This is a genomic window from Geodermatophilus amargosae, from assembly GCF_900116515.1.
Taxonomy (GTDB): Bacteria; Actinomycetota; Actinomycetes; order Mycobacteriales; family Geodermatophilaceae; genus Geodermatophilus; species Geodermatophilus amargosae.
This window is the reverse complement of sequence record NZ_FPBA01000001.1, coordinates 82,957-103,871: the sequence shown is the minus strand read 5'-3', so window position 1 is coordinate 103,871 and position 20,915 is coordinate 82,957. Positions and strand designations below refer to the sequence as shown.

21 protein-coding genes and 2 pseudogenes are annotated in these 20,915 nt (G+C 75.1%); 12 read left to right on the top strand and 11 right to left on the bottom strand.

Annotation, left to right across the window (positions count from 1 at the left end; translation table 11 throughout):
- Positions 1 to 95 precede the first annotated feature (95 nt).
- Positions 96 to 1,181 (top strand): EAL domain-containing protein, encoded by a 1,086-nt coding sequence (locus BM414_RS00500; RefSeq protein WP_245784357.1) that lies wholly within the window; start codon positions 96 to 98, stop codon positions 1,179 to 1,181.
- Positions 1,182 to 1,265: 84 nt separating this feature from the next.
- Here the strand turns inward: BM414_RS00500 and BM414_RS31230 are convergent.
- Positions 1,266 to 1,625: pseudogene (locus BM414_RS31230) on the bottom strand (aldo/keto reductase); the annotation flags it as partial.
- Entirely contained in the window at positions 1,622 to 1,849 is a 228-nt protein-coding gene (locus tag BM414_RS31225) for an aldo/keto reductase (RefSeq protein ID WP_281246697.1), read from the bottom strand. The gene BM414_RS31225 and the pseudogene BM414_RS31230, both read right to left, overlap by 4 nt.
- A 447-nt stretch (positions 1,850 to 2,296) precedes the next feature.
- Here BM414_RS31225 and BM414_RS00490 point away from each other — a divergent pair.
- Positions 2,297 to 2,596 (top strand): annotated as a pseudogene (locus BM414_RS00490) (HU family DNA-binding protein); the annotation flags it as partial.
- Positions 2,597 to 2,774: 178 nt separating this feature from the next.
- Positions 2,775 to 4,031, top strand: a complete 1,257-nt coding sequence (locus BM414_RS00485) for a serine hydrolase domain-containing protein (protein ID WP_093577508.1) — start codon at positions 2,775 to 2,777, stop codon at positions 4,029 to 4,031.
- A gap of 103 nt (positions 4,032 to 4,134) precedes the next feature.
- Here BM414_RS00485 and BM414_RS00480 read toward each other — a convergent pair whose 3' ends face one another.
- Entirely contained in the window at positions 4,135 to 4,596 is a 462-nt protein-coding gene (locus BM414_RS00480; RefSeq protein WP_093577507.1) for a MaoC family dehydratase, read from the bottom strand.
- 85 nt (positions 4,597 to 4,681) lie between these two features.
- Here BM414_RS00480 and folP point away from each other — a divergent pair, with 85 nt between their 5' ends.
- The 4 genes from folP to BM414_RS00460 all read left to right on the top strand — a co-directional run bounded on the left by folP (position 4,682) and on the right by BM414_RS00460 (position 8,440).
- Positions 4,682 to 5,542: a dihydropteroate synthase gene (gene folP, locus BM414_RS00475; protein ID WP_093577506.1), complete on the top strand. Its 861-nt coding sequence runs from the start codon at positions 4,682 to 4,684 to the stop codon at positions 5,540 to 5,542.
- A 124-nt stretch (positions 5,543 to 5,666) separates the two neighbouring features.
- Positions 5,667 to 6,245: a universal stress protein gene (locus BM414_RS00470; protein ID WP_093577505.1), complete on the top strand. Its 579-nt coding sequence runs from the start codon at positions 5,667 to 5,669 to the stop codon at positions 6,243 to 6,245.
- Positions 6,246 to 6,341: 96 nt separating this feature from the next.
- Positions 6,342 to 6,764, top strand: a complete 423-nt coding sequence (locus tag BM414_RS00465) for a PaaI family thioesterase (RefSeq protein ID WP_093577504.1) — start codon at positions 6,342 to 6,344, stop codon at positions 6,762 to 6,764.
- A gap of 77 nt (positions 6,765 to 6,841) precedes the next feature.
- Entirely contained in the window at positions 6,842 to 8,440 is a 1,599-nt protein-coding gene (locus tag BM414_RS00460; RefSeq protein ID WP_093577503.1) for an AMP-binding protein, read from the top strand.
- A gap of 79 nt (positions 8,441 to 8,519) precedes the next feature.
- Here the strand turns inward: BM414_RS00460 and BM414_RS00455 are convergent, their stop codons facing one another.
- Entirely contained in the window at positions 8,520 to 9,224 is a 705-nt protein-coding gene (locus BM414_RS00455; protein WP_139245664.1) for a hypothetical protein, read from the bottom strand.
- A 140-nt stretch (positions 9,225 to 9,364) separates the two neighbouring features.
- Here BM414_RS00455 and BM414_RS00450 point away from each other — a divergent pair, with 140 nt between their 5' ends.
- Positions 9,365 to 10,357: an NAD(P)H-quinone oxidoreductase gene (locus tag BM414_RS00450; protein ID WP_093577501.1), complete on the top strand. Its 993-nt coding sequence runs from the start codon at positions 9,365 to 9,367 to the stop codon at positions 10,355 to 10,357.
- On the opposite strand, the gene BM414_RS00445 is transcribed toward BM414_RS00450, so the two are convergent.
- On the bottom strand, positions 10,354 to 11,583 hold the full coding sequence (locus BM414_RS00445; RefSeq protein WP_093577500.1) for a cysteine desulfurase-like protein: 1,230 nt from the start codon (positions 11,581 to 11,583) through the stop codon (positions 10,354 to 10,356). The genes BM414_RS00450 and BM414_RS00445 overlap by 4 nt on opposite strands.
- Positions 11,584 to 11,661: 78 nt before the next feature.
- On the opposite strand from BM414_RS00445, the gene BM414_RS00440 reads away from it, so the two are divergent.
- Together BM414_RS00440 and BM414_RS00435 are read left to right on the top strand one after the other, a co-directional pair.
- Positions 11,662 to 12,216, top strand: a complete 555-nt coding sequence (locus BM414_RS00440) for a bacterial proteasome activator family protein (RefSeq protein WP_093577499.1) — start codon at positions 11,662 to 11,664, stop codon at positions 12,214 to 12,216.
- Between the two features lie 25 nt (positions 12,217 to 12,241).
- Positions 12,242 to 12,436: a DUF1707 SHOCT-like domain-containing protein gene (locus BM414_RS00435; RefSeq protein ID WP_245784356.1), complete on the top strand. Its 195-nt coding sequence runs from the start codon at positions 12,242 to 12,244 to the stop codon at positions 12,434 to 12,436.
- Positions 12,437 to 12,452: 16 nt separating this feature from the next.
- Here BM414_RS00435 and BM414_RS00430 read toward each other — a convergent pair whose 3' ends face one another.
- The 6 genes from BM414_RS00430 to BM414_RS00405 all read right to left on the bottom strand — a co-directional run bounded on the left by BM414_RS00430 (position 12,453) and on the right by BM414_RS00405 (position 18,821).
- Positions 12,453 to 13,403 (bottom strand): slipin family protein, encoded by a 951-nt coding sequence (locus tag BM414_RS00430; protein ID WP_093577497.1) that lies wholly within the window; start codon positions 13,401 to 13,403, stop codon positions 12,453 to 12,455.
- A gap of 195 nt (positions 13,404 to 13,598) precedes the next feature.
- Positions 13,599 to 15,224 carry a methyl-accepting chemotaxis protein gene (locus tag BM414_RS00425; RefSeq protein WP_093577496.1) on the bottom strand — a complete coding sequence of 542 codons (1,626 nt, stop codon included), beginning with the start codon at positions 15,222 to 15,224 and terminating at the stop codon, positions 13,599 to 13,601.
- Between the two features lie 100 nt (positions 15,225 to 15,324).
- Positions 15,325 to 16,128, bottom strand: a complete 804-nt coding sequence (locus tag BM414_RS00420) for an HAD family hydrolase (RefSeq protein ID WP_093577495.1) — start codon at positions 16,126 to 16,128, stop codon at positions 15,325 to 15,327.
- Positions 16,121 to 17,023 (bottom strand): HAD family hydrolase, encoded by a 903-nt coding sequence (locus BM414_RS00415; RefSeq protein WP_093577494.1) that lies wholly within the window; start codon positions 17,021 to 17,023, stop codon positions 16,121 to 16,123. The genes BM414_RS00420 and BM414_RS00415 overlap by 8 nt, the downstream gene beginning before the upstream one ends.
- Positions 17,020 to 18,321 carry a serine--tRNA ligase gene (gene serS, locus BM414_RS00410; RefSeq protein WP_093577493.1) on the bottom strand — a complete coding sequence of 434 codons (1,302 nt, stop codon included), beginning with the start codon at positions 18,319 to 18,321 and terminating at the stop codon, positions 17,020 to 17,022. Before serS ends, BM414_RS00415 begins: the two co-directional genes overlap by 4 nt.
- A complete protein-coding gene (locus BM414_RS00405) occupies positions 18,318 to 18,821 on the bottom strand; it encodes a MerR family transcriptional regulator (protein WP_245784355.1) in 504 nt (167 codons plus the stop codon). The genes serS and BM414_RS00405 overlap by 4 nt, the downstream gene beginning before the upstream one ends.
- Positions 18,822 to 19,111: 290 nt before the next feature.
- On the opposite strand from BM414_RS00405, the gene BM414_RS00400 reads away from it, so the two are divergent.
- Both BM414_RS00400 and BM414_RS00395 read left to right on the top strand, forming a co-directional pair.
- Positions 19,112 to 20,560: a GuaB1 family IMP dehydrogenase-related protein gene (locus tag BM414_RS00400; protein WP_093577491.1), complete on the top strand. Its 1,449-nt coding sequence runs from the start codon at positions 19,112 to 19,114 to the stop codon at positions 20,558 to 20,560.
- A complete protein-coding gene (locus BM414_RS00395; protein WP_217644439.1) occupies positions 20,557 to 20,904 on the top strand; it encodes a metallopeptidase family protein in 348 nt (115 codons plus the stop codon). Before BM414_RS00400 ends, BM414_RS00395 begins: the two co-directional genes overlap by 4 nt.
- Positions 20,905 to 20,915: the final 11 nt, after the last annotated feature.

Genomic DNA, 20,915 nt, shown 5'->3' with positions numbered 1-20,915 from the left:
CGCACCCGCGCGGGTCGTCCCCCGCCCGGGTGAGGAGCCTCGGCGGAGGGGTCGGGCCCGCGACATCCCCGGCCGATGCCCCTGCCATGACGGGGATGCTCACGCGGCGGCTGCCGGACTGCCGCCCCCTGCTCGCCGACCCGGGCGACCTCACGCTGGTGTTCCAGCCGATCGTCGACCTCGCGCGGGCACGGGTGGCCGGCTACGAGGCGCTCTCGCGCTTCCCGGGCACCGCCGGCCCGGAGGTCTGGTTCGCCGCGGCCGCCGACGCCGGGATCGCCGCCGAGCTCGAGGCACTGGCGCTGCACAAGGCCCTGGCCGCCGTCCCCGGCCTGCCTCTCGACACCTTCCTCACCGTCAACGTCGGCCCGCACCTGCTCGGCACCCGCCCGGTGCAGGAGGCGTTCGCCACCCGGCCCGACCTGCGCCGCGTCGTCGTCGAGCTGACCGAGCACGCGCCGGTCTCCGACCTGTCCGCCCTGCGGGTCCAGGTCGCCGCGCTGCGGGCCCGCGGTGCGCTGGTGGCCCTCGACGACACCGGCTCGGGCTGGTCGGGTCTGCAGCAGCTGGCCGCCCTGCGCCCGCAGCTGGTCAAGCTCGACCGGTCCCTGGTGGCCGGTGCCGACAGCGACCCGGTGCGCATGGCCCTGGCCGAGATGGTCGACGAGTTCGCCGGCCGCATCGACGCCTGGCTGCTGGCCGAGGGCATCGAGACCCGCGGCGAGCTGGCCGCCTTCTGCCGGCTCGGCGTGCCGCTGGCGCAGGGCTGGCTGCTCGGCCGCCCGGCGGCGGGGTTCGCGCCGCTGGACCCCGACGTGGCCGCGCTGGTCCGCGGGCACACCGCGCGCGCCCGGACGGCGTCGACCGTGGCGAGCCTGCTGCGGCCGGTCCGCCAGTGCGAGGTCACCGAGGCCTCCCCCGGCGTCCCCCCGGTCGTGCTGGTCGGGCCGCACGGCGAGCCGCTGGCGCTGCGGCTGGCCGACCCGCGCACCGGGCAGGCGCACACCGCCCCGGTCTCGCTGCGCGCGCACCCCACCGACGACGTCGCCGCCACCCTGCACCGGGCGCTGACCCGCTCGCCGGCCCAGCGCTTCGACCCCGTGGTCTGCACCGACGCGGCCGGCGCCGTCCTCGGCCTGCTGCGGGTCGAGGACCTGGCCTCCGCGGCCGCCGCCCGCTGATCCCCGCCCCCGTCCGGGCACGCGGTCCGCACCAGCGGGGAGGGACCGCCGGGACCGGGCCCACTCCGAGGCGGTGGTGAGCGCGGCGCGCTCGTCGTCGTGGAGGACCAGGTCCTGCATCGGCAGCAGGTCGGCGACCTGGTCGACGTCGCGGCCGCCGGCGACCGGGGCGGTGACGGTCGGCTGGTCGGCCAGCCAGCGCAGCGCCACGGCGGCCTGGCTGACGCCGTGCGCGGCGGCCACCTCGGCCAGCGCCGCGAGCACCCGGTCGCCCCGCTCCCCCACGTGGGCCTGCGCGCCCTCCGCCCGCGGGGAGTCGACCCGCTCGCCAGCGCGGTACTCGCCGCTCAGGAAGCCCTCGGCCAGCGCGGAGCAGGGCAGACAGCCCAGGTCGCAGGAGGTGACCACGTCGCGCAGCCCGTCCTCGCAGGCGGGCCGCCTCACGAGGTCGTCGCGCGCACCAGCCCGTCGAAGGCGGAGAGCGTCTCCTCCAGCGGCGTCGACCCGTCGTCGTGGTGCGCGTGGTACAGGTCGATCCGGTCGGTCTGCAGGTTGCGCAGCGAGCGCTCGGCCGGGGCCTCGACCTCCCGGGCGGACAGCGGGTGCTCCTTCCGCCCCGGGGAGGCCTCGGTGGCCACCATGCGGTCGCGCAGCCCCCGCTCGGCCATCCAGCCGCCCAGGGATCTGCTCGGAGCGGCCGTTGCCGTGCGTCTCCGCGGTGTCGACGAACGGGCGCCGCGTGCTCGGCACCGAGTCGACGGACCGGTCGTGGACGGCGTGCGACGTCGCCTCGTCGGCGGTCCGGCCGACGACGTTCCCGCCCAGACAGAGGTCGCTGACGGTCAGGTCGGCCCCGGGGAGCTGCGGCATGCGCCCCACGCTGGATCGAGAGCCGGGCCCCACCCCAGGGAGGCTGAGACGGGTGGGATGAGGGTGTCGGCCGGGTGTGATCCGGCCCGTGGACTGGCCAGATGCGCCGTCGGCGTGTCACGGTGCCCCGGGCCGGCCCGTCCTGACGGGGACCGGTCCGTCCCGGGCGCCCGTCCGGGACGGCCGCCGCATCCCGCGGTCGGCACCCCCACACGGCGGCCCGCCGAGACCGCGCGGCCGCGACGTCCGAGAGGAAACCCGTGAACAAGGCCGAACTCGTCTCCGCCATCGCCAAGCGCGCCGACGTCCCCAGCGCCACCGTGGACGCCGTCCTGGCCGGCCTGCAGGAGGAGCTCGTCGAGGCGATCACCCGCGGCGAGAAGGTCGCCGTCTCCGGCCTCATCACCGTCGAACGCACCCAGCGGTCGGCGCGCACCGGCCGCAACCCGCAGACCGGAGAGTCGATCGACATCCCCGCGGCCAACGCCGTCAAGGTGACCGCCGGCTCGAACCTGAAGAAGGCCGCCAGCAGCGTCCCGGTCTGATCTGCAGGGACACAGCGCTGCAGGGACACAGCGCTGCAGGGACGCAGCGACGTCCCGGTCCGATCCGCGGTCGCCCCGCCGGGGCGGCGCCTGCCCCGTGTGACCTCGCCCACCCACCGTGGGTCAGGATGCGCGGCAGGCGCCGCCCGAGGGCGACGGTGCCGGGACGGAGGAGCACGTGGCGAGCGGACTGACTCTCGAGACCGACGCGGCCGAGGTGGGCCTCGACGCCGGCCGGCTGGAACGCCTGGACCGGCGGCTGGCCCGCTGGGTCGACGACGGTCAGCTGCCCGGCTTCCTCGTCACGGTGTCGCGGCACGGCCGGCTGGCGCACGTGGGGCGGTACGGCGCCCGCGACGTCGAGAACGGCCTGCCGGTGGAGGAGGACACCCGCTGGCGGATCTTCTCGATGACCAAGCCGGTGACCTCGGTGGCAGCGATGATGCTGTACGAGGAGGGGGCCTTCGAGCTCACCGACCCGATCACCAAGTGGCTGCCGGAGTTCGCCGAGACCCGGGTCTACGTCGCCGGGTCGGCCATGAAGCCGGTCACCCAGCCCCAGGTCGAGCCGATCCGGGTGTGGCACCTGCTCACCCACATGTCGGGGCTCACCTACGGCTTCCACCACGCCCACCCGGTCGACGCGGTGTACCGGGCGATGGGCCACGAGTGGGGCACCCCGCCCGGCGCCGACTCCGCCGAGGTGTGCCGGCAGTGGGCCTCGGCACCGCTGGTCTTCCAGCCCGGCTCGGAGTGGAACTACGGCGTCTCCACCGACGTCCTCGGCCGGCTGGTCGAGGTCGTGTCCGGCCAGACGCTCGACGCCTTCTTCGAGGATCGGGTCTTCCGCCCGCTCGGGATGACCGAGACGTCCTTCGGTCTGCGGGAGGACGACGACGCCGCCTCGCTGGCCCGCCTCTACGCCGCCGTCCCCGGGAAGCCCGGCGGCCCGGCCACCGCGTTCGCGCCGATCGACGCCATGGGCGAGGCGGCGCACCGCAAGCCGACGTTCCTGTCCGGTGGCGGCGGGCTCGTCTCGACGGCGGCGGACTACCTGCGCTTCTGCGAGATGCTGCGCCGCGGCGGCTCGTTCGACGGCGGGCGGCTGCTGGGCCCGCGGACGCTGGCGCACATGGTGCGCAACCACCTGCCCGGCAACGCCGACCTGGAGTCCTTCGGCCGGCCGCTGTTCGCCGAGACGCCGCTGCGCGGGGTGGGCTTCGGGCTGGGCTTCTCGATGGTGATCGACCCGGCGCGCTACGGCGGCGTGGCCAGCACCGGCGACTACAGCTGGGGCGGAGCGGCGTCGACCGCGTTCTACGTCGACCCGGTCGAGGACATCATCGTGTCCTTCTACACGCAGCTGCTGCCCTCGAGCACGCTGCCGATCCGCGCCTACCTGCGCGCGCTGGTCAACCAGGCGATCGTGGCCTGACGGAGGACCTCCCTGCACCCCACCACTCGCGCGCTCGCGGCGGGCCCCCGCAGGGAGGCCGCTGACGTCCGCGGAGGCGCTCCGTGCGCCTCCGCGGACGGCCTCAGAGGTAGCGGCGGTAGACGACGGTGGCGACCATCGCCGGCTTGGTCTGGCCCTCGACCTCGACGGTGACGTCCATGTTCATGGCGATGCCGCCGTCGAAGGGCGTCGCGGAGGCGAGCGTGGCGCCGGCGCGGACCCGGCTGCCCACCGGCACCGGCGACGGGAAGCGCACCTTCTCGGTGCCGTAGTTGACGCCCATGCGGAAGCCGCTGATCTCGACGATCTCCGGCAGCAGGGACGGGATCAGCGACAGCGTCAGGTAGCCGTGCGCGACCGGGCCGCCGAAGGGGCTCTCCTTCTTCGCGCGCTCGACGTCGACGTGGATCCACTGGTGGTCCCCGGTCGCCTCGGCGAACTGGTCGACCTGCTCCTGGGTCACCTCGACCCAGTCGCTGTGCCCGAGGTGCTGCCCGACGAGCCCCTGCACGCCCTCGACGCCGTCCACGGTGGTCTGCGCCATCGCCTGTCCTCCTGAGTCCTCGGTCCGTGTCGCTGGTGGTCTGGTTGGCTGACTCCACCACATCGGCCGGGACGGAGGCGACGGGGTGCTGCGACTGGGCCGGCTGGACGTGCCCGACGGCGGTCTGGTGGTCATGGCCATCGTCAACCGCACGCCGGACTCCTTCTACGACCGCGGCGCGACCTTCGAGCTGGCCGCGGCGGTCGAGCGGGTGGACCGGGTGGTGGCCGAGGGCGCGGACGTGGTCGACGTCGGCGGGGTGAAGGCCGCGCCGGGCGCCGAGGTGTCCCCCGCCGAGGAGATCCGCCGCACCGCGGACCTCGTCGCGGCCATCCGCGCGGCCCACCCGGACCTGCCCATCTCCATCGACACCTGGCGGGCCGAGGTCGCCCGCGAGGTCCTGGCCGCCGGGGCCGACGTGGTGAACGACGCCTGGGGCGGCGTCGACCCGGAGCTGGCGCACGTCGCGGCCGAGGCGGGCGCGGGGATCGTGTGCACGCACGCCGGCGGGCTGCCGCCCCGCACCCGGCCGCACCGGGTCACCTACGACGACGTGGTCGCCGACGTCGTCGCGCGGACGACGGCGCTGGCCGAGGCCGCCGTCGCCGCCGGCGTGGACCCCGAGCGGGTGCTGGTCGACCCGGGGCACGACTTCGGCAAGAACACCTGGCACTCGCTGGAGGCCACCCGCCGCCTGGACGAGCTGGTGGCCACCGGCTGGCCGGTGCTGGTGGCGCTGTCGAACAAGGACTTCGTCGGCGAGACCCTCGACGTCCCGCTGGAACGACGGCTGACCGGCACGCTGGCGGCCACGGCGGTCAGCGCGTGGCTGGGCGCCCGGGTGTTCCGCGCCCACGACGTCGCCGCGACCCGCCAGACGCTGGACATGGTGGCCGCGATCCGCGGCGACCGTCCCCCGGCGCGCACCACCCGCGGCCTCGCCTGAGGAAGGCCCCTGCCCCCCACCGCTCACGCGCCCGGGGTCCTTGTCGCCGGGCGGCCGGCCGGACCATGATCGGGTCGCCCGTGGCGGCACCCGGCCCCACGGCGGGCGGTGCGAGGAGGCCGTCATGATCGAGCAGCCCGTACAGGTCGACGAGTCCCGGTCGCGAGGGTCGCGGGTGGTGGTGGGCGTGGACGGATCGGCGGGGGCGCGGGCCGCGTTGCGGTTCGCCGTCGAGGACGCCGTCCGCCGGGACGTGCCCGTCGAGGCGGTCACCTCCCACCGCCCTCCCGAGGTGTGGATGGACTTCGACGCGATCGGCGGCTCCCGGTACCACGAGGCCGAGGCCGCCGCGGTCGAGCGGGCCGAGGCGTTCGTCGCCGAGGTGCTCCGCGAGGTGCCGGAGCCCCACCCGGTGGTCCACGTGACGGCCGTCCTCGGGTCGGCGGCGGACGCGCTCGTCCGGGAGTCGGACGGCGCGGACCTGCTGGTGGTCGGCAGCCGTGGCCGCGGCGGGTTCTCCACCATGCTGCTCGGGTCGACGAGCATGCAGTGCGTCCTGCACGCGTCGTGTCCGGTCACCGTCGTCCACTCGCCCGAGTCGCACCGTGAGCGGCTGCACCTGCGCCGCCGCGACAGCGGCGAGCGGCCGCGTTCCCACCGTCGGCGGTTCCGGGGGACCGCGGCCGACCCCACCGTCCGGTGACGGGCCCGATCGCGGTGCGTCCGCTCCGGACGGAGGACGTGCGGGAGCACGCCGCCTGATCGTGGCGCGTCCCGACCCGGAGCTAGGTTCCCCCGCATGGCCGCCACCGGGTTCCTCACTGCCGACGAGCTCAACGTCCTGCTGCCGGGCACGCTCCCCGGGCTGCTGGGGCTGACCGTCACCGCACACGAGCCCGGCCGGCTGGAGGCCGCACTCGACGTCCGCGGCGACCTGCTCGCGCCCAACGGCTACCTGCACGCCGCGACCGTCGTCGCGCTCGCCGACACCGCCTGCGGACTGGCCACCCGCGCGCTGCTGCCCGAGGGTTCGGCCGGTTTCACCACGATCGAGCTCAAGAGCAACTTCCTCGGCACGGTCCGCGAGGGCCGGGTGAGCACGGTCGCCACCAACGCGCACGCCGGGCGCAGCACCCAGGTGTGGGACGCCGTCGTGCAGTCCGACGCCGGGAAGACGCTGGCCCTGTTCCGCTGCACCCAGTCGGTGCTCTGGCCGAGGTGACTCACCGGTAACCCGCGTGTCCCGTGACATCCCCCGGATGTGAGACTGGCGCCACCACGTACCCGAGGAGGAGCACAGTGGCTCTGGCCAGTCGTTATCCCGACGTCGAGATCCCCGACCAGTCGGTCCCCGCGTTCGTCCTCGCGGGCGGTGCCTCGCGGCCGGACGCGCCCGCCCTGGTCGACGGCCTGACCGGGGACGAGATCACGCACGGCCAGCTGACGACCTACGTCGACCGGGTCGCGGCAGCGCTCGCCGCGCGCGGCCTGCGCAAGGGCGACGTCGTCGCGGTGCTGTGCCCGAACACCATGTGGTACCCGGTCGTGTTCCACGGCATCGCCCGTGCCGGCTGCGTGATGAGCCCGATCAACTCGCTCTACACCGCCCACGAGGTGGCCTTCCAGCTGAAGGACTCCGGCGCGAAGGTGCTCATCACCGTCTCGCCGTTCCTCGACCGGGCACTCGAGGCCACCGAGCAGACGCCGGTCGACGAGGTGATCGTCATGGACGGCGCCGAGGGCCACGCCTCACTGCTGGACCTCATCAGCAGCGAGGCCCCGTCGGTCGAGGTGGACATCGACCCGGCCGAGGACCTGGTCACGCTGCCCTACTCCAGCGGCACGACCGGCCTACCCAAGGGCGTCATGCTCACCCACCGCAACCTGGTGGCCAACGTCAGCCAGTCCCGCCCGCTCGTGGAGCTGGTCGAGGGCGACGAGCGGATCATCGCCGTCCTGCCGTTCTTCCACATCTACGGCCTGACCGTGCTGATGAACCAGGGCCTGCAGTGGGGCGGCACCGTGGTCACCCTCCCGCGGTTCGACCTCGAGCAGTTCCTGCGCACCATCCAGGACCAGAGGATCACGCGGGCCTTCGTGGCACCGCCCATCGTGCTGGCGCTGGCCAAGCACCCGATGGTCGACCAGTTCGACCTGTCCTCGCTGCGCAGCATCACCTCCGGTGCCGCGCCGCTGGACGAGGCGCTGGCCCAGGCCGCCCAGGACCGGCTGCGCAAGGGCGCGGCCGACGGCGTCGTCGTCGCGCAGGGCTACGGGATGACCGAGCTGTCGCCGGTCTCGCACACCACCCCGGACGCCAACCGGCTGCCCGAGGGCGTTCCCGCCGTGCCCAAGGGGTCGGTCGGCCTGGCGCTGCCCAACACCGAGTGCCGCCTGGTCGACCCGTCGACGGGTGAGGACGCCGCTGCGGGCGAGCGCGGCGAGCTGTGGGTCCGCGGCCCGCAGGTCATGAAGGGCTACCTCAACAACCCGACGGCGACGGCCGACACCCTCGACGCCGAGGGCTGGCTGCACACCGGTGACGTCGCGATCGTCGACGAGAACGGCTGCTACACGGTCGTCGACCGGGTCAAGGAGCTGATCAAGTACAAGGGCTACCAGGTGGCCCCGGCCGAGCTCGAGGCCGTGCTGCTGAACAACCCGGCCATCGCCGACGCCGCCGTCATCGGCGTCAAGGACGAGGGGAGCGGCGAGGAGCTGCCCAAGGCGTTCGTGGTGAGGGCGCCCGGTGCGGAGATCTCCGAGCAGGAGGTCATGGACTACGCCGGCAGCCGGCTCGCGCCGCACAAGAAGATCCGTGCGGTCGAGTTCATCGAGCAGGTGCCCAAGTCCGCGGCCGGCAAGATCCTGCGCAAGGACCTCAAGGCCCGCGCCTAGTCGGAGGACCCCGTCCTCCCCGGGACGGGGCCGATCGGGCCGGTCCCCCTCGGGGACCGGCCCGGTGTCGTCCGCGGACTCACCCCGTGAGGCCGAGGACGGCGTCGCGGGTGCGGGCGTGGCGGGCGCCGGCATGGCGCAGGACCGTCCGGGCCGGCCGGGACGCCGTCCGCAGCACCGTGATCCGCTCGGCGGGGTGGCAGGCGTCGAGCAGCCACGGCAGCGTGAACAGCGACTGACCGGCCGGCAGGGAGCGGCGGGCGGCCCGGACGACCCGGTCCCGCTGGGCCGCCGGCACGTGCTCGTCCACCAGGGGGAGGACACCGTCCTCCTCGGCGTCGAGCCGCGTGGCGACCAGGTCGGCGAGGCCGGTGAGCGCGAGGGCCAGCGCGGGAGCGCCGGCGCTGACGTCGCGGGCGAACAGCGGCAGCGCCTGCCGGGCCCGCGCCAGCGCGGAGTCGAGGGCGGCGTCACCACCGGCACGGCGCAGGTCCGGGGCCCCGGGCAGGACGACCTGCGACAGCGCGGCCTCCAGCCCGCGGCGCAGCGCCGCGTGCGCCCGCACCTCGGCCAGCACGCGCGTGGTCCACCGCACCAGCTCGCGCTGCCGGACGGGGCAGCACGGCTCGTCGAAGGCGATGCCGGTGAGCGCGTCGGCGACCACCCGCGTGCCGGAGCGCAGGGCACGGTGCAGCAGGGCGTGGTCGGTCAGGGAGGTCACCGCGCCACGGCGGGCGGGGGCGCTCGCCCGGCGGGCGTGCGTGGGGGACGTCGTCGTGGTCATGGCGGGAACGGTGCCGCCCGGCCCCTGCGCGGCGCTCGTGGCCTGCTTGGACGCCACCGGCAGCCGGGCGCGGTCCCCTCGACGGGGCTCGCCGCGAGCGGCGCGCGGTGGGGAGCGAGGGGGCCTCCTAGGGTCTGGGCATGCGTGCGGTGATCGCGAGCGGACCCGGCGGACCCGAGGTGCTCGGCTGGGGCGAGGTACCCGATCCGGAGGTCGGCCCCGGCGAGGTCGTCGTCGACGTCGCCGCCACCGCGGTCAACCGCGCCGACCTGCTGCAGCGCGCCGGTAACTACCCGCCGCCGCGCGGCGCCAGCGAGGTCCTCGGCCTGGAGTGCAGCGGGATCGTCAGCGAGGTCGGCGAGGGCGTGACCGGCTGGAGGGTCGGTGACGAGGTGTGCGCGCTGCTCTCCGGCGGGGGGTACGCCGAGCGGGTCGCCGTCCCGGCCGGGCAGCTGCTCCCCCGCCCCGCCGGCGTGGAGCTGGCCACCGCGGCCGCCCTGCCGGAGGTCACCTGCACCGTCTGGTCGAACGTCTTCCAGCTCGCCGGCCTGCGCCGCGGCGACGCGTTCCTCGTGCACGGCGGGTCCAGTGGCATCGGCACGATGGCCATCCAGCTCGCCGTCCGGGCCGGCGCGCAGGTGTTCACCACCGCCGGGAGCGCGGCCAAGCTCGAGTTCTGCCGCGAGCTCGGCGCCGAGGTGGGGATCAACTACCGCGACGAGGACTTCGTCGAGCGCGTGCGCGAGGAGACCGACGGCGCCGGCGTCGACGTCGTGCTGGACAACATGGGCGCGCAGTACCTGGCCCGCAACGTCGAGGCCCTCGCCGTCGGCGGCCGGCTGGTCGTCATCGGCATGCAGGGCGGCACGAGGGCGGAGCTGGACATCGCGAGGCTCCTGGCCAAGCGGGCGTCGGTGGCGGCCACCGCGCTGCGCTCCCGGCCGGCGACCGGTCCGGGCGGCAAGGCGGACATCATCGCGGCGGTCCGCGCGGAGGTGTGGCCCGACGTCGAGCGCGGGGTCGTGCGGCCGATCGTGGACCGGCGGCTGCCGATGTCGCGGGCGGCCGAGGCGCACCGCGTCGTGGAGGCGAGCGAGCACATCGGGAAGGTGCTGCTGCTGCCCGGCTCCTAGAGCAGTGCGCCCCGCAGCGCCGCCACGGAGTCGATCACGTAGCCGACCTCCTCGGCGGTGTTGTAGTGCGCCAGCCCGAGGCGGACCGCGCCGCCGAGCTCGTTGACGCCGAGCGCGTCGAACAGCTCCCGTGCGTAGAAGTCGCCGTCCCAGGCACAGATGCCGCGGCGGGAGAGCTCGGCGGCCACCTGGCGGGGGCGCATGCCGGGCACGGTGAACGACATCGTCGGCGTCGTGTGCTCCGGGAAGCCGACCACCTGCACGTGCCGCATCGCGCGCAGTGCCTGGTCCAGCCAGTCGAACAACCCGCCCTCGTAGGCGGCGACGGCCGACATCGACGTGCGCAGCCGGTCGCGGCGGCTGCCGGTGGCGTCGTCGCAGAGGCCGGCCAGGTGGTCGACGGCGGCGGTGACGCCGGCGTAGAGCTCGAAGGGCGGAGTGCCGGTCTCGAAGCGGTCGGGCACCCGGTCGGGGGCGGGCAGCAGCCGGTCGGGCTCGAGCTCGGAGAGCAGCGCGGGGTCGGCCACCACCGCGCCCACGTGCGGCCCGCACCAGGTGTAGGCCGAGACCGCGACGAAGTCGGCACCCAGCGCGGTCCTGTCGAGGAACACGTGCGGCGCGGCCTGGACGGCGTCGACGAACACCAGGGCACCGACGGCGTGCGCGCGGGCGGCGATGGACGCCACGTCGGGCCGGGTGCCGATGGCGTTGCTGGCCGCCGTCACCGCCACCAGGCGCGTGCGCGGGTTGATGAGCTCGTCGTACTGCCAGGTGGGCAGCTCGCCGGTCTCGATGTCGACCTCGGCCCACCGCACGACGGCGCCGACCTGCTCGGCCAGCTGCACCCAGGGCCGGATGTTGGCGTCGTGGTCGAGGCGGCTGACCACCACCTCGTCGCCGTAGCGCCACGTGCGCGACAGCGCGCGGGCCACCGCGTAGACCAGCGTGGTCGTGTTCGGGCCGAGCACGACGCCGGTGGACACCCCGCCCACGAGGTCGGCGACCGCGGAGCGCGCGGCGGCCACCAGGCCCTCGGTGCGCGCCGAGGACGGGAACACCCCGCCCCGGTTGGCCACCGGCACGCGCATGGCCGAGGAGACGGCGTGCACGACGCTCTCCGGCGTCAGCGTGCCGGCGGGCGCGTCGGTGTGCACGAAGCCGTCGGAGAGGCCGGGGAACAGGCCACGGACGCGCGCGACGTCCAGCCGTGGTTCCCCCGGGTGCATGCGGGCGACCCTAGTTGGCACGGTCACCGACCTGCTCCGCGCGTTCGGCGGGCGGGCGCGCGGGGCAGGATGGAGGGCATGACGGCACCCGGTAACGGCATCGATCGTCCGCAGCAGGTCGTCGTCGTCGGTCCCGACGGGCGGCCGGTCGGCGCGATGCCCGTGCCCACCGGCGGCCCCGACGGCGGCGACGGCGGTGGCGACGGCCACCTCGGCATCGGCGAGATGGTCGAGCAGCCGGCCAAGGTCATGCGGATCGGCACGATGATCAAGCAGCTGCTCGAGGAGGTCCGCGCCGCGCCCCTCGACGACGCCAGCCGAGCCCGGCTGCGCGACATCCACGTCTCGTCGATCCGCGAGCTGGAGCAGGGGCTGGCCCCCGAGCTCTCCGACGAGCTGCGCCGGATCACCTCGCCCTTCGGCGACGAGGAGACGCCCTCGGACGCCGAGCTGCGGATCGCGCAGGCCCAGCTCGTCGGCTGGCTCGAGGGCGTCTTCCAGGGCATCCAGACGGCGCTGTTCGCCCAGCAGATGGCCGCCCGGGCGCAGCTGGAGGAGATCCGTCGCGGCCGGGCGCTCCCCAGCGGCACCGGCGCCCCCGACGTCCGTCCCGGCGGCGGCCAGTACCTCTGAGCCCCAGCACCTGTGGGGAGACGCCGTGGGCGACGACCGGCGGGGGGTCCGGGCGGGCGACGCCGACCGCGAGGTGATCGTCCGGCAGTTGCAGCGAGGGCTGGCCGAGGGTCGCCTCGACGTGACCGAGTTCGACGAGCGGGTGCGGGCCGCCTACGCGGCCCGCACCCTCGGCGAGCTGGCCGACCTCACCGCCGACCTGCCCCCGGACAGGTGGTGACGGCCCCGCACGCGGACTACGCCCGGACGGAGCCGTTCGCGCCGGGGAGGGCCGGTAGAGCGTCGGGAGCATCCACGACGGTCGAGCCGGTCGCGCCCACGGGCGGGGCGGCGGCCGGCAGCGCAGCAGCCGGCGAGGTGGCAGCCGGCGGGGTGGCAGCCGGCGCGGCGTCAGCGGGCGCGGCGTCGGCAGGCGCGGCGTCGGCCCGCCGACCGGCGGCCTGGTCGAAGAAGCGCAGCAGCTCGACCGGGAAGGGCATGACGAGGGTGCTGTTCTTCTCCGAGGCCACGTCGGCGACGGTCTGCAGCAGGCGCAGCTGCAGCGCACCCGGGGTGGCGCTCATCGCCTCGGCGGCCTGCGCCAGCTTCGTCGAGGCCTGGAACTCGCCGTCGGCGGAGATGACGCGGGCCCTCCGGTCGCGCTCGGCCTCGGCCTGGCGCGACATCGACCGCCGCATGCCCTCGGGCAGGGAGATGTCCTTGACCTCGACGCGGTCGATCCGGATCCCCCAGTCCTCGGTGGGGGTGTCGATCACCGCGCGGAGCTCGGAGTTGATGGCCTCGCGGTCGGACAGCAGCGTGTCGAGGTCCGCGCGGCCGATCACCGACCGCAGCGACGTCTGCGAGACCTGCGACGTCGCCCGCATGTAGTCCTGCACGTTGATCGCGGCGCGGACCGGGTCGACGACCCGGAAGTAGACGACCGCGTCCACGCCGATGGTCACGTTGTCGCGCGTGATGGTGCCCTGCGAGGGCACGTCGAGGACCAGCGTCTGGATCGGCACGCGGGTCATCCGGTCGGCGAACGGCACGAGCACCCGCAGACCGGGCTCGCGCACGCCCGGGAGCAGGCGGCCGAAGCGCAGCACGACGCCGCGCTGGTACTGCTGGACCATCTTGAGACTGGCGCCGGCGATCACGAGGACGAGCGCCCCGACCACGATCAGCACCACGAGCAGAGTGGTCATCGTCCACCTCCGCGGCCGGGCCGCCGTGGGACGTTCCCGCCGGGCTCCCCGGCCGTCCCCCGTCACTGTCCCACCGGGAGCGAGGAGCACGGGCTGGTCCCCCATGACGATCCGGTGACGATGCCGGTGGCCGGGGACGCGACAGCGGCGCCGCCCCCGGTGGGGACGGCGCCGCTGTGGCGTGCGGGGGTGTGCTCAGACGGCGAAGCGGGCGACGGCGTCCTGCAGCTCGCCGCTCATGCGGGCGAGCTCGGCGGCGGCGCGCTGGGCGTCGGCGACCCGGGCACCGGTCTGCTGCGTGCCGTCGGCCAGCCCACCGATCGCGGTGGCGATGTGCCGCGAGCCGCCCGCGGCCTCGGCCACGTTGCGGTTCATCTCGTTGGTGGTCGCCGTCTGCTCCTCGACCGCCGCGGCGATCGTGGCCTGGAAGTCGTTGATCTCGCCGATGACGGCGCTGATCCGGCTGATGGCCTCGACGGCTCCGGCGGTGTCGGCCTGGATGGCCTCGACCCGGCGGGAGATGTCCTCGGTCGCCCGGGCGGTCTCCTGCGCGAGCTCCTTGACCTCGCTGGCCACGACGGCGAAGCCCTTCCCGGCCTCCCCGGCGCGGGCTGCCTCGATGGTCGCGTTGAGCGCCAGCAGGTTGGTCTGCTCGGCGATGCCGTTGATGAGCTTCACGACCGTGGCGATCTCCTGCGAGGAGTCGCCGAGCTTGCCGACCGTGCGGGTCGTCGTCTCGGCCACGTCCACGGCCTGACCGGCGACGCGGGCGGCCTCGGCGGCGTTGTGCGCGATCTCGCGGATCGCCGTCTCCATCTGCGAGGAGCCGGTGGCGACGGTGTCGACGCTGGCGGCCACCTCACCGGCGGACGCGACGACGGCGTCGGTCTGGTCGGAGGCCGCGCGGGAGAACTCGGCGATGCCGCTGGCCGCGGAGTCCAGCTGGGTGGAGGCGCCCTGCAGGCGGCCGGCGGAGTCGCGGACGAGCACCAGCACGCCGCTCAGGGAGTCCAGCGTGGCGTCCAGCGAGCGGGCGACCTCGGCGAGCTCACCGCCGCCGGTCTCGCCGGCGCGCACCCGCAGGTCACCGCCGGCGACCTTCCCGAGCACCTCGCGGATCCGCTCGACCGGCCGGGTGACGCTGCGGGCCACCAGCACGGCGAGCACCAGCGAGACGACCAGCCCGAGCGCCACGACGACGATCGTCAGGGTCCGGGCGGAGGTGTAGGCCTCACGCGCCTCCGCGACGGTCTGCCGGGCCGAGGCGGCGGCCGAGGTCGTGGCCTCGACCAGGGCCTCCTCGATGAGGTCCTCGTTGTCGGACATGGTCTGCAGCAGCGGCAGGGCGTTCGGCGAGCCCAGCGGCAGGGCCTGCAGCTGCGCGAGCGCGGTGAGGTAGTCCTGCGAGGCGGTCCGGAAGCGCTCGAACTGGGCGCGGGCGCCGTCGGACAGCGTCATGGCGGCGACGTCCTCGGCGTGGCCGGCCATGGCCTCACCGGCGTCGGCCGCACCCTCCCGCGCCTCCTGGACGGTGGCCGGTGGCAGCGACGGGATCGCCGCGCGGGCGGTCTGGGCGGCCAGCTCCCACCAGTCGACCTGCAGCGTGCGCAGCCCGTCGAGGGGCGCGGCGCCCTCGCTGTAGACCTGGTCGGCCTTGTCGGCGAGCACGGACATGCGGTGGATCCCGAACAGGCCCACGGCCAGCGTGGTCAGGGCGACCACGAGGATGGCACCGAGCAGCCGGGTGCGCAGGCCCCACCCTCCCGTCGGGGAGCCGTCGGTGGATGCCGCCGGGGGGACGCGGGTGGTGCTCTGGCTCATGGGTCGCCTTCCGTGGCCTCGTACAGGTCGGCACTGGTGCCGGTCGCTGCACACATCGGCAGGAGGAGGCCGACCTTGAGCCGGGTCGGGGCGCGCGGGGTCAGAGGGAGGCGAGGAAGGCCGCGACGCCGTCGTCGTCGTTGGTGCCGGTGACGTCGGTGGCGGCGGCGAGCAGGTCCGGGTGCGCGTGCGCCATGGCCACGGCCCGGCCGCCGCCCTCGCGCACCCAGTCGAACGCGGCGATGTCGTTGGGCATGTCCCCGAAGACGACGACCTCGCCCGGGCCCACGCCGAACCGGTCGGCGATGCGGGCGATGCCGGTGGCCTTGGTGACGCCGGGGGCGGAGATCTCGGCCAGCGCGTCCGTCGAGGAGTTCGTGACCGTCGCGAGGTCCCCCACCACGCGCTCGACGAGGGCCAGGAACTCGTCGCGGCCGAGGTCCTCGTGGCGGGCCAGCAGCTTGGCCGCGGGCGCCGCGATCATCTCCTCCAGCGACGCCTCGGCGACGCCGGGCGCGTCGGCGTCCCAGCGCGGCCGGTACACCGGCTCGTGCCGCAACTCCAGGCCGTACTCGACGGCGAACCAGGTGCCGGGCTGCTCGGCGCGCAGGCCCGCGGTGATCTCGGCGAGCACGGCGGGGGGCAGCGCCTCCTCGGTGAGGATCTCGAAGCGGCCGAGGTCGAGCAGCACCGCGCCGTTGCAGCAGACGGCGGTGCCCGACCGCACGACCTCCCGGATGCGGCGCATCCAGCGCGGCGGCCGCCCGGTGGCCAGGACGAAGGGGACGCCGTCGTCCGCCCAGCGCTGCAACTCGGCGACGGTGGCGTCGCTGACGGTGTCGTCGGACCGCAGCAGCGTGCCGTCCATGTCGCTGGCGATCAGCCGGGGGCGCCAGTCAGACACCGGCGAGCACCGCCTCGAGGTAGCGGGCCACGCCGTCGGCGTCGTGGCCACTGGTGAGCCCGCCGGCGGCCGCGCGGACGGCGGGGTGGGCGTTGGCGACCGCGACCGCCCGGCCGCCGGCGGCGGTGACCGCACCGATCATCGGCAGGTCGTTGGGCATGTCGCCGAAGACGAGGACGTCGGCGAACCCGACGTCGTAGCGGTCGAGCGCGACCGTCAGCCCGGTGGCCTTGGTGACGCCGGGCGGCAGCACCTCGATGAAGCCGAGGCCCGCGTGGGTCACCTCGGCGTCGGCCGGGTCGACGACCGACCGGGCGCGGGCGAGCAGCTCGTCCTGGCCGAGGCCGGGCGAGCGGAGGAAGACCTTGAGCACCGCGCCGGTGGGCAGCACCTGGTGCCGCGGCAGCAGGTGCGCGGGCTCGGGATAGGGCCAGTCGAAGCCGTGCTGCACCCGCAGCGGCGAGTGCGCCTCGGCCTGCTCGGCGGCGTCCTCCACGGCCAGGACCAGGTCGCCGGCCACCTCCTCGATGCGCTCGATCACCGCGGTCGCCTGGTCGCGCGGCAGGCCCACCGTGCGCAGCACCTCGTCGCGCTCCAGGTCGACGACGAACCCGCCCTGTGCGAGGACGGCGATGCCCCGGCCCCCGAGCGCGGTGCGGACGCTGTCGAGCAGCCGGGGCCCGCGGCCGGTGACGCCGACGACGGGGATGTCGGCGTCCCAGCACGCCTCCAGGGCCGCCCGGGTGCGCGGGGTGACCTGGCCGCGGGAGGACAGCAGCGTGCCGTCGAGGTCGCTGGCGACCAGCCGCGGGCGCCAGCCGTCCAGGGCGCCGAGGTCGACGACCCGCTCGGAGTCCGGGGAGGGGACGTGTCCGGAGAGGACGGTCCGGCTCATGCGGCCGCCGGCGGCACCGGGGCGGCGAGCGTCATGCCGGGGGTGAGCACCTCGTGGCCGCCGAGCCACGGCCGCAGCGCCGCCGGGACGTGCACCGAGCCGTCGGCGCGCTGGTGCACCTCGAGCAGGCAGGCGATGGTGCGCGCGATGGCGCACAGCGTGCCGTTGAGCGTGGCCGCCGTCCGCGGCTTCCCGTCCTCGTCGCGGTAGCGGATGGCCAGCCGGCGGGCCTGGAAGGTCGTGCAGTCCGAGGTGCTGGTCAGCTCGCGGTAGGTGCCCTGGCTGGGGAACCACGCCTCGATGTCGTACTTGCGGGCGGCGCTGGTGCCCAGGTCGCCGGCGGCGATGTCGACGACCCGGTAGGGCAGCTCCAGCGTCTGGAGGAACTCCTCCTCCCAGGCGAGCAGCCGCAGGTGCTCCGCGGCGGCCTCCTCGGGCCGGCAGAAGCTGAACATCTCGACCTTGTCGAACCAGTGCACGCGGATGATGCCGCGGGTGTCCTTGCCGTAGGAGCCGGCCTCGCGGCGGAAGCAGGACGACCAGCCGGCGTAGCGGCGCGGGCCGGCCGACAGGTCGAGCACCTCGTCGGCGTGCATGCCGGCCAGCGCCACCTCGGACGTGCCCACGAGGTAGAGGTCGTCGCGCTCGACCCGGTAGACCTCCTCGTCGTGCTCGCCGAGGAAGCCGGTGCCCTCCATGGCCTCGGGCTTGACCAGCGCGGGCGCCACGACGGGGGTGAACCCGGCGGCGACCGCGCGGCTGATCGCCAGCTGGGCGAGCGCGAACTCCAGCAGCGCGCCCGGGCCGGTGAGGAAGTAGAAGCGGGCGCCGGAGACCTTCGCGCCGCGCTCCATGTCGATCGCGCCGAGCGCCTCGCCGATCTGCAGGTGGTCGCGCACCTCGAAGTCGTAGGCCGGGACCTCGCCGACGGTCCGCAGCGTCACGGCGTCGTCCTCACCACCGGGCGGGACGCCGTCGTGGACGACGTTGGCCAGGCCCAGGTGCGCCGCGCGCAGCGCGGCGTCGGCCGCCCGCTGGGCCTCCTCGGCCTCCTTGACCTGGGCGGCGAGCGCCTTGGCCCGCTCCAGCACGGCGGGGCGCTCCTCCTTCGACGCGTTCCGCACCGCCTGCGAGGCCGCCTTCTGCTCCCCCCGCAGGTCGTCGGCGCGCTTGACGGCGGCGCGGCGGGCCTCGTCGGCGGCCAGGAGCGCGTCGACCCGGGACTCGTCGGCGCCGCGGGCACGCTGGCTGGCACGGACGACGTCGGGGTGCTCGCGCACCAGGCGCAGGTCGATCACGGGGTCGATCGTAGAGACGTCCGCCCTCCTCCCCGGCCCGGCGTGGCCGGTCGCCGGGGTCCGGCCAGGTGGCGGGCGTCCTCCTCGCCCGGGCAGACGACCCGGGTGGCGTGCTCGTCCTCGCAGTCGAGGCCGCGGGCGATCAGGTCCCGGTACTGGTCGATCTTCGCGGTGAGGACGGCGAGGTCCCCGTGCACCTGGTCCACCTGCCGCTCGATCGACCTCCGCTGCGACTCGAGCAGCGCCATCCGGGTCGGGTGGTGCTCCAGGCGCCCCTCCCCGAGCTGCATGAAGTGCCGCACGTCCGCGACCGGCATCCCCGTGCGGCGCAGTACCTGGACCAGCCGGATGAACCGGAGGGCCGCGGGTGGGTAGCTGCGCCGGCCGGTCGGCGTCCGCTCGACGAGCGGGATGAGTCCCTCCCGCTCGTACCAGCGCAGCGTGTCGATGCTGAGGCCGGTGTGCTCGGAGACCTCGCGGATGCCCGGAGCGGTCGTCACGGCCGCCACGCTAGGCCGCGACGTCCAGCACGAACCGCCAGCGGACGTCACCGGCGGACAGCCGCCGGAACGCCGTGTTCACCTCGGCCAGCGGCAGGACCCCCGCACCGCGACGTCGTCGGGTCGCAGGTCCCGCCGCCGGAACTCCAGGGGCCGCAGCTGCCCATCCGGCTCGAAGGCCGCGTATCCCGTCACGTGTCGCATGCCGGCCATGCTCGGACCTGGAGCGGACTCCAGCGCAAGGCCGCGCGGTCCCCGCCCGGGCCCCGTGGATGCGGGAGACTGGGGGCATGCGCTTCCTCGGCGGCAACCGCCCGGCCACCGACCTGACCTACGCCGACGTCTTCATGGTGCCGAACTCCAGCACCGTGGGCTCCCGGCTGGAGGTCGACCTGACGACGCCGGACCGGGTGGGCACCACCATCCCGGTCGTGGTCGCCAACATGACGGCCATCAGCGGCCGCCGGATGGCCGAGACCATCGCCCGCCGCGGCGGCCTGGCGGTGCTGCCGCAGGACATCCCGGTCGACGTCGTCGGCGAGGTCGTCTCCTGGGTCCACGCGCGCCACCCGGTCTACGACACGGCGATCACCCTCTCCCCCACCTCGACCGTCGGCGAGGCGTTGTCCCTGATGACCAAGCGGGCGCACGGGATCGTCGTCGTGGTCGACGGCCGGGGCCCCGACGGCATGGTGCCGGTCGGCGTGGTCACCGACGGCGCCTGCCGCGGTGTGGACCGCTTCAGCCAGCTCTCGCAGGTCATGGCGGCGCACCCGCTGACCATCCCCGCGGGCACCGACCTGCCGAAGGTCTTCGACGTGCTCGCCGAGGAGCGGGTCAGCGCCGCGCCGGTGGTCGAGGGCGAGCGGCTCGTGGGCGTCGTCACCCGCAAGGGCGCGCTGCGCTCGACGGTCTACACCCCCGCGGTCAACGCGACGGGCCAGCTGCTCACCTCGGCCGCCGTCGGCATCAACGGCGACGTCGCCGGCAAGGCCTCCGCGCTGCTGGCCGCCGGTGTGGACGTGCTCGTCGTCGACACCGCGCACGGCCACCAGGAGAAGGCGGTCGAGGCGGTCCGCGCGGTGCGGGCGGTGGCCGGGGCGGTGCCGGTGGTGGCCGGCAACGTGGTCACCGCCGAGGGCACCCGCGACCTGGTCGAGGCCGGGGCCGACGTGGTCAAGGTCGGCGTCGGGCCGGGCGCCATGTGCACGACGCGGATGATGACCGGCGTCGGCCGGCCTCAGTTCTCCGCCGTCGAGGAGTGCGCCGCCGAGGCCCGCCGGCTCGGGAAGCACGTGTGGGCCGACGGCGGGGTGCGCCACCCCCGCGACGTCGCCCTGGCCCTGGCCGCCGGCGCCGCCAACGTGATGGTCGGCTCCTGGTTCGCCGGCACCTACGAGAGCGCCGGCGACATCCACGACGACGGCAGCGGCCGGCTGTACAAGGAGTCCTTCGGCATGGCCTCGGCCCGCGCGGTCAAGGCGCGGACGGCGCAGCAGAGCGGCTTCGAGCGCGCCCGCGCCGGGCTGTTCGAGGAGGGCATCTCCTCGTCGCGGATGTACCTGGACCCGGCCCGCCCGGGCGTGGAGGACCTGGTCGACGGCATCGTCGCCGGGGTGCGCTCCTCGTGCACCTACGCCGGCGCCCGCACCATCGACGAGTTCCACGAGCGCGCGGTCGTGGGGGTGCAGAGCGCGGCCGGCTACGAGGAGGGCCGCCCGCAGCCCACCAGCTGGTGAGGCCGCTCCCCCGCGAGGTCTTCGAGTCGCTGGTCGCCGACGCCCTCGACGCGGTCCCGGCCGACCTGATGGCGCTGCTGGACAACGTCGTCGTGCTGGTCGAGGACCGCAACGAGGACGAGCCGGACCTGCTGGGGCTGTACGAGGGGTACGCGCTGACCGAGCGCGGCTGGCAGTACGGCGGCGCGCTGCCCGACCGGATCATGGTCTACCGCGAGGCCATCTGCGACATCTGCTCGACCGCCGAGGAGGTGGTCGAGGAGGTGACGGTGACCGTCGTGCACGAGATCGCCCACCACTTCGGCATCGACGACGACCGGCTCCACGAGCTCGGCTGGTCGTAGCGGAAGGACCC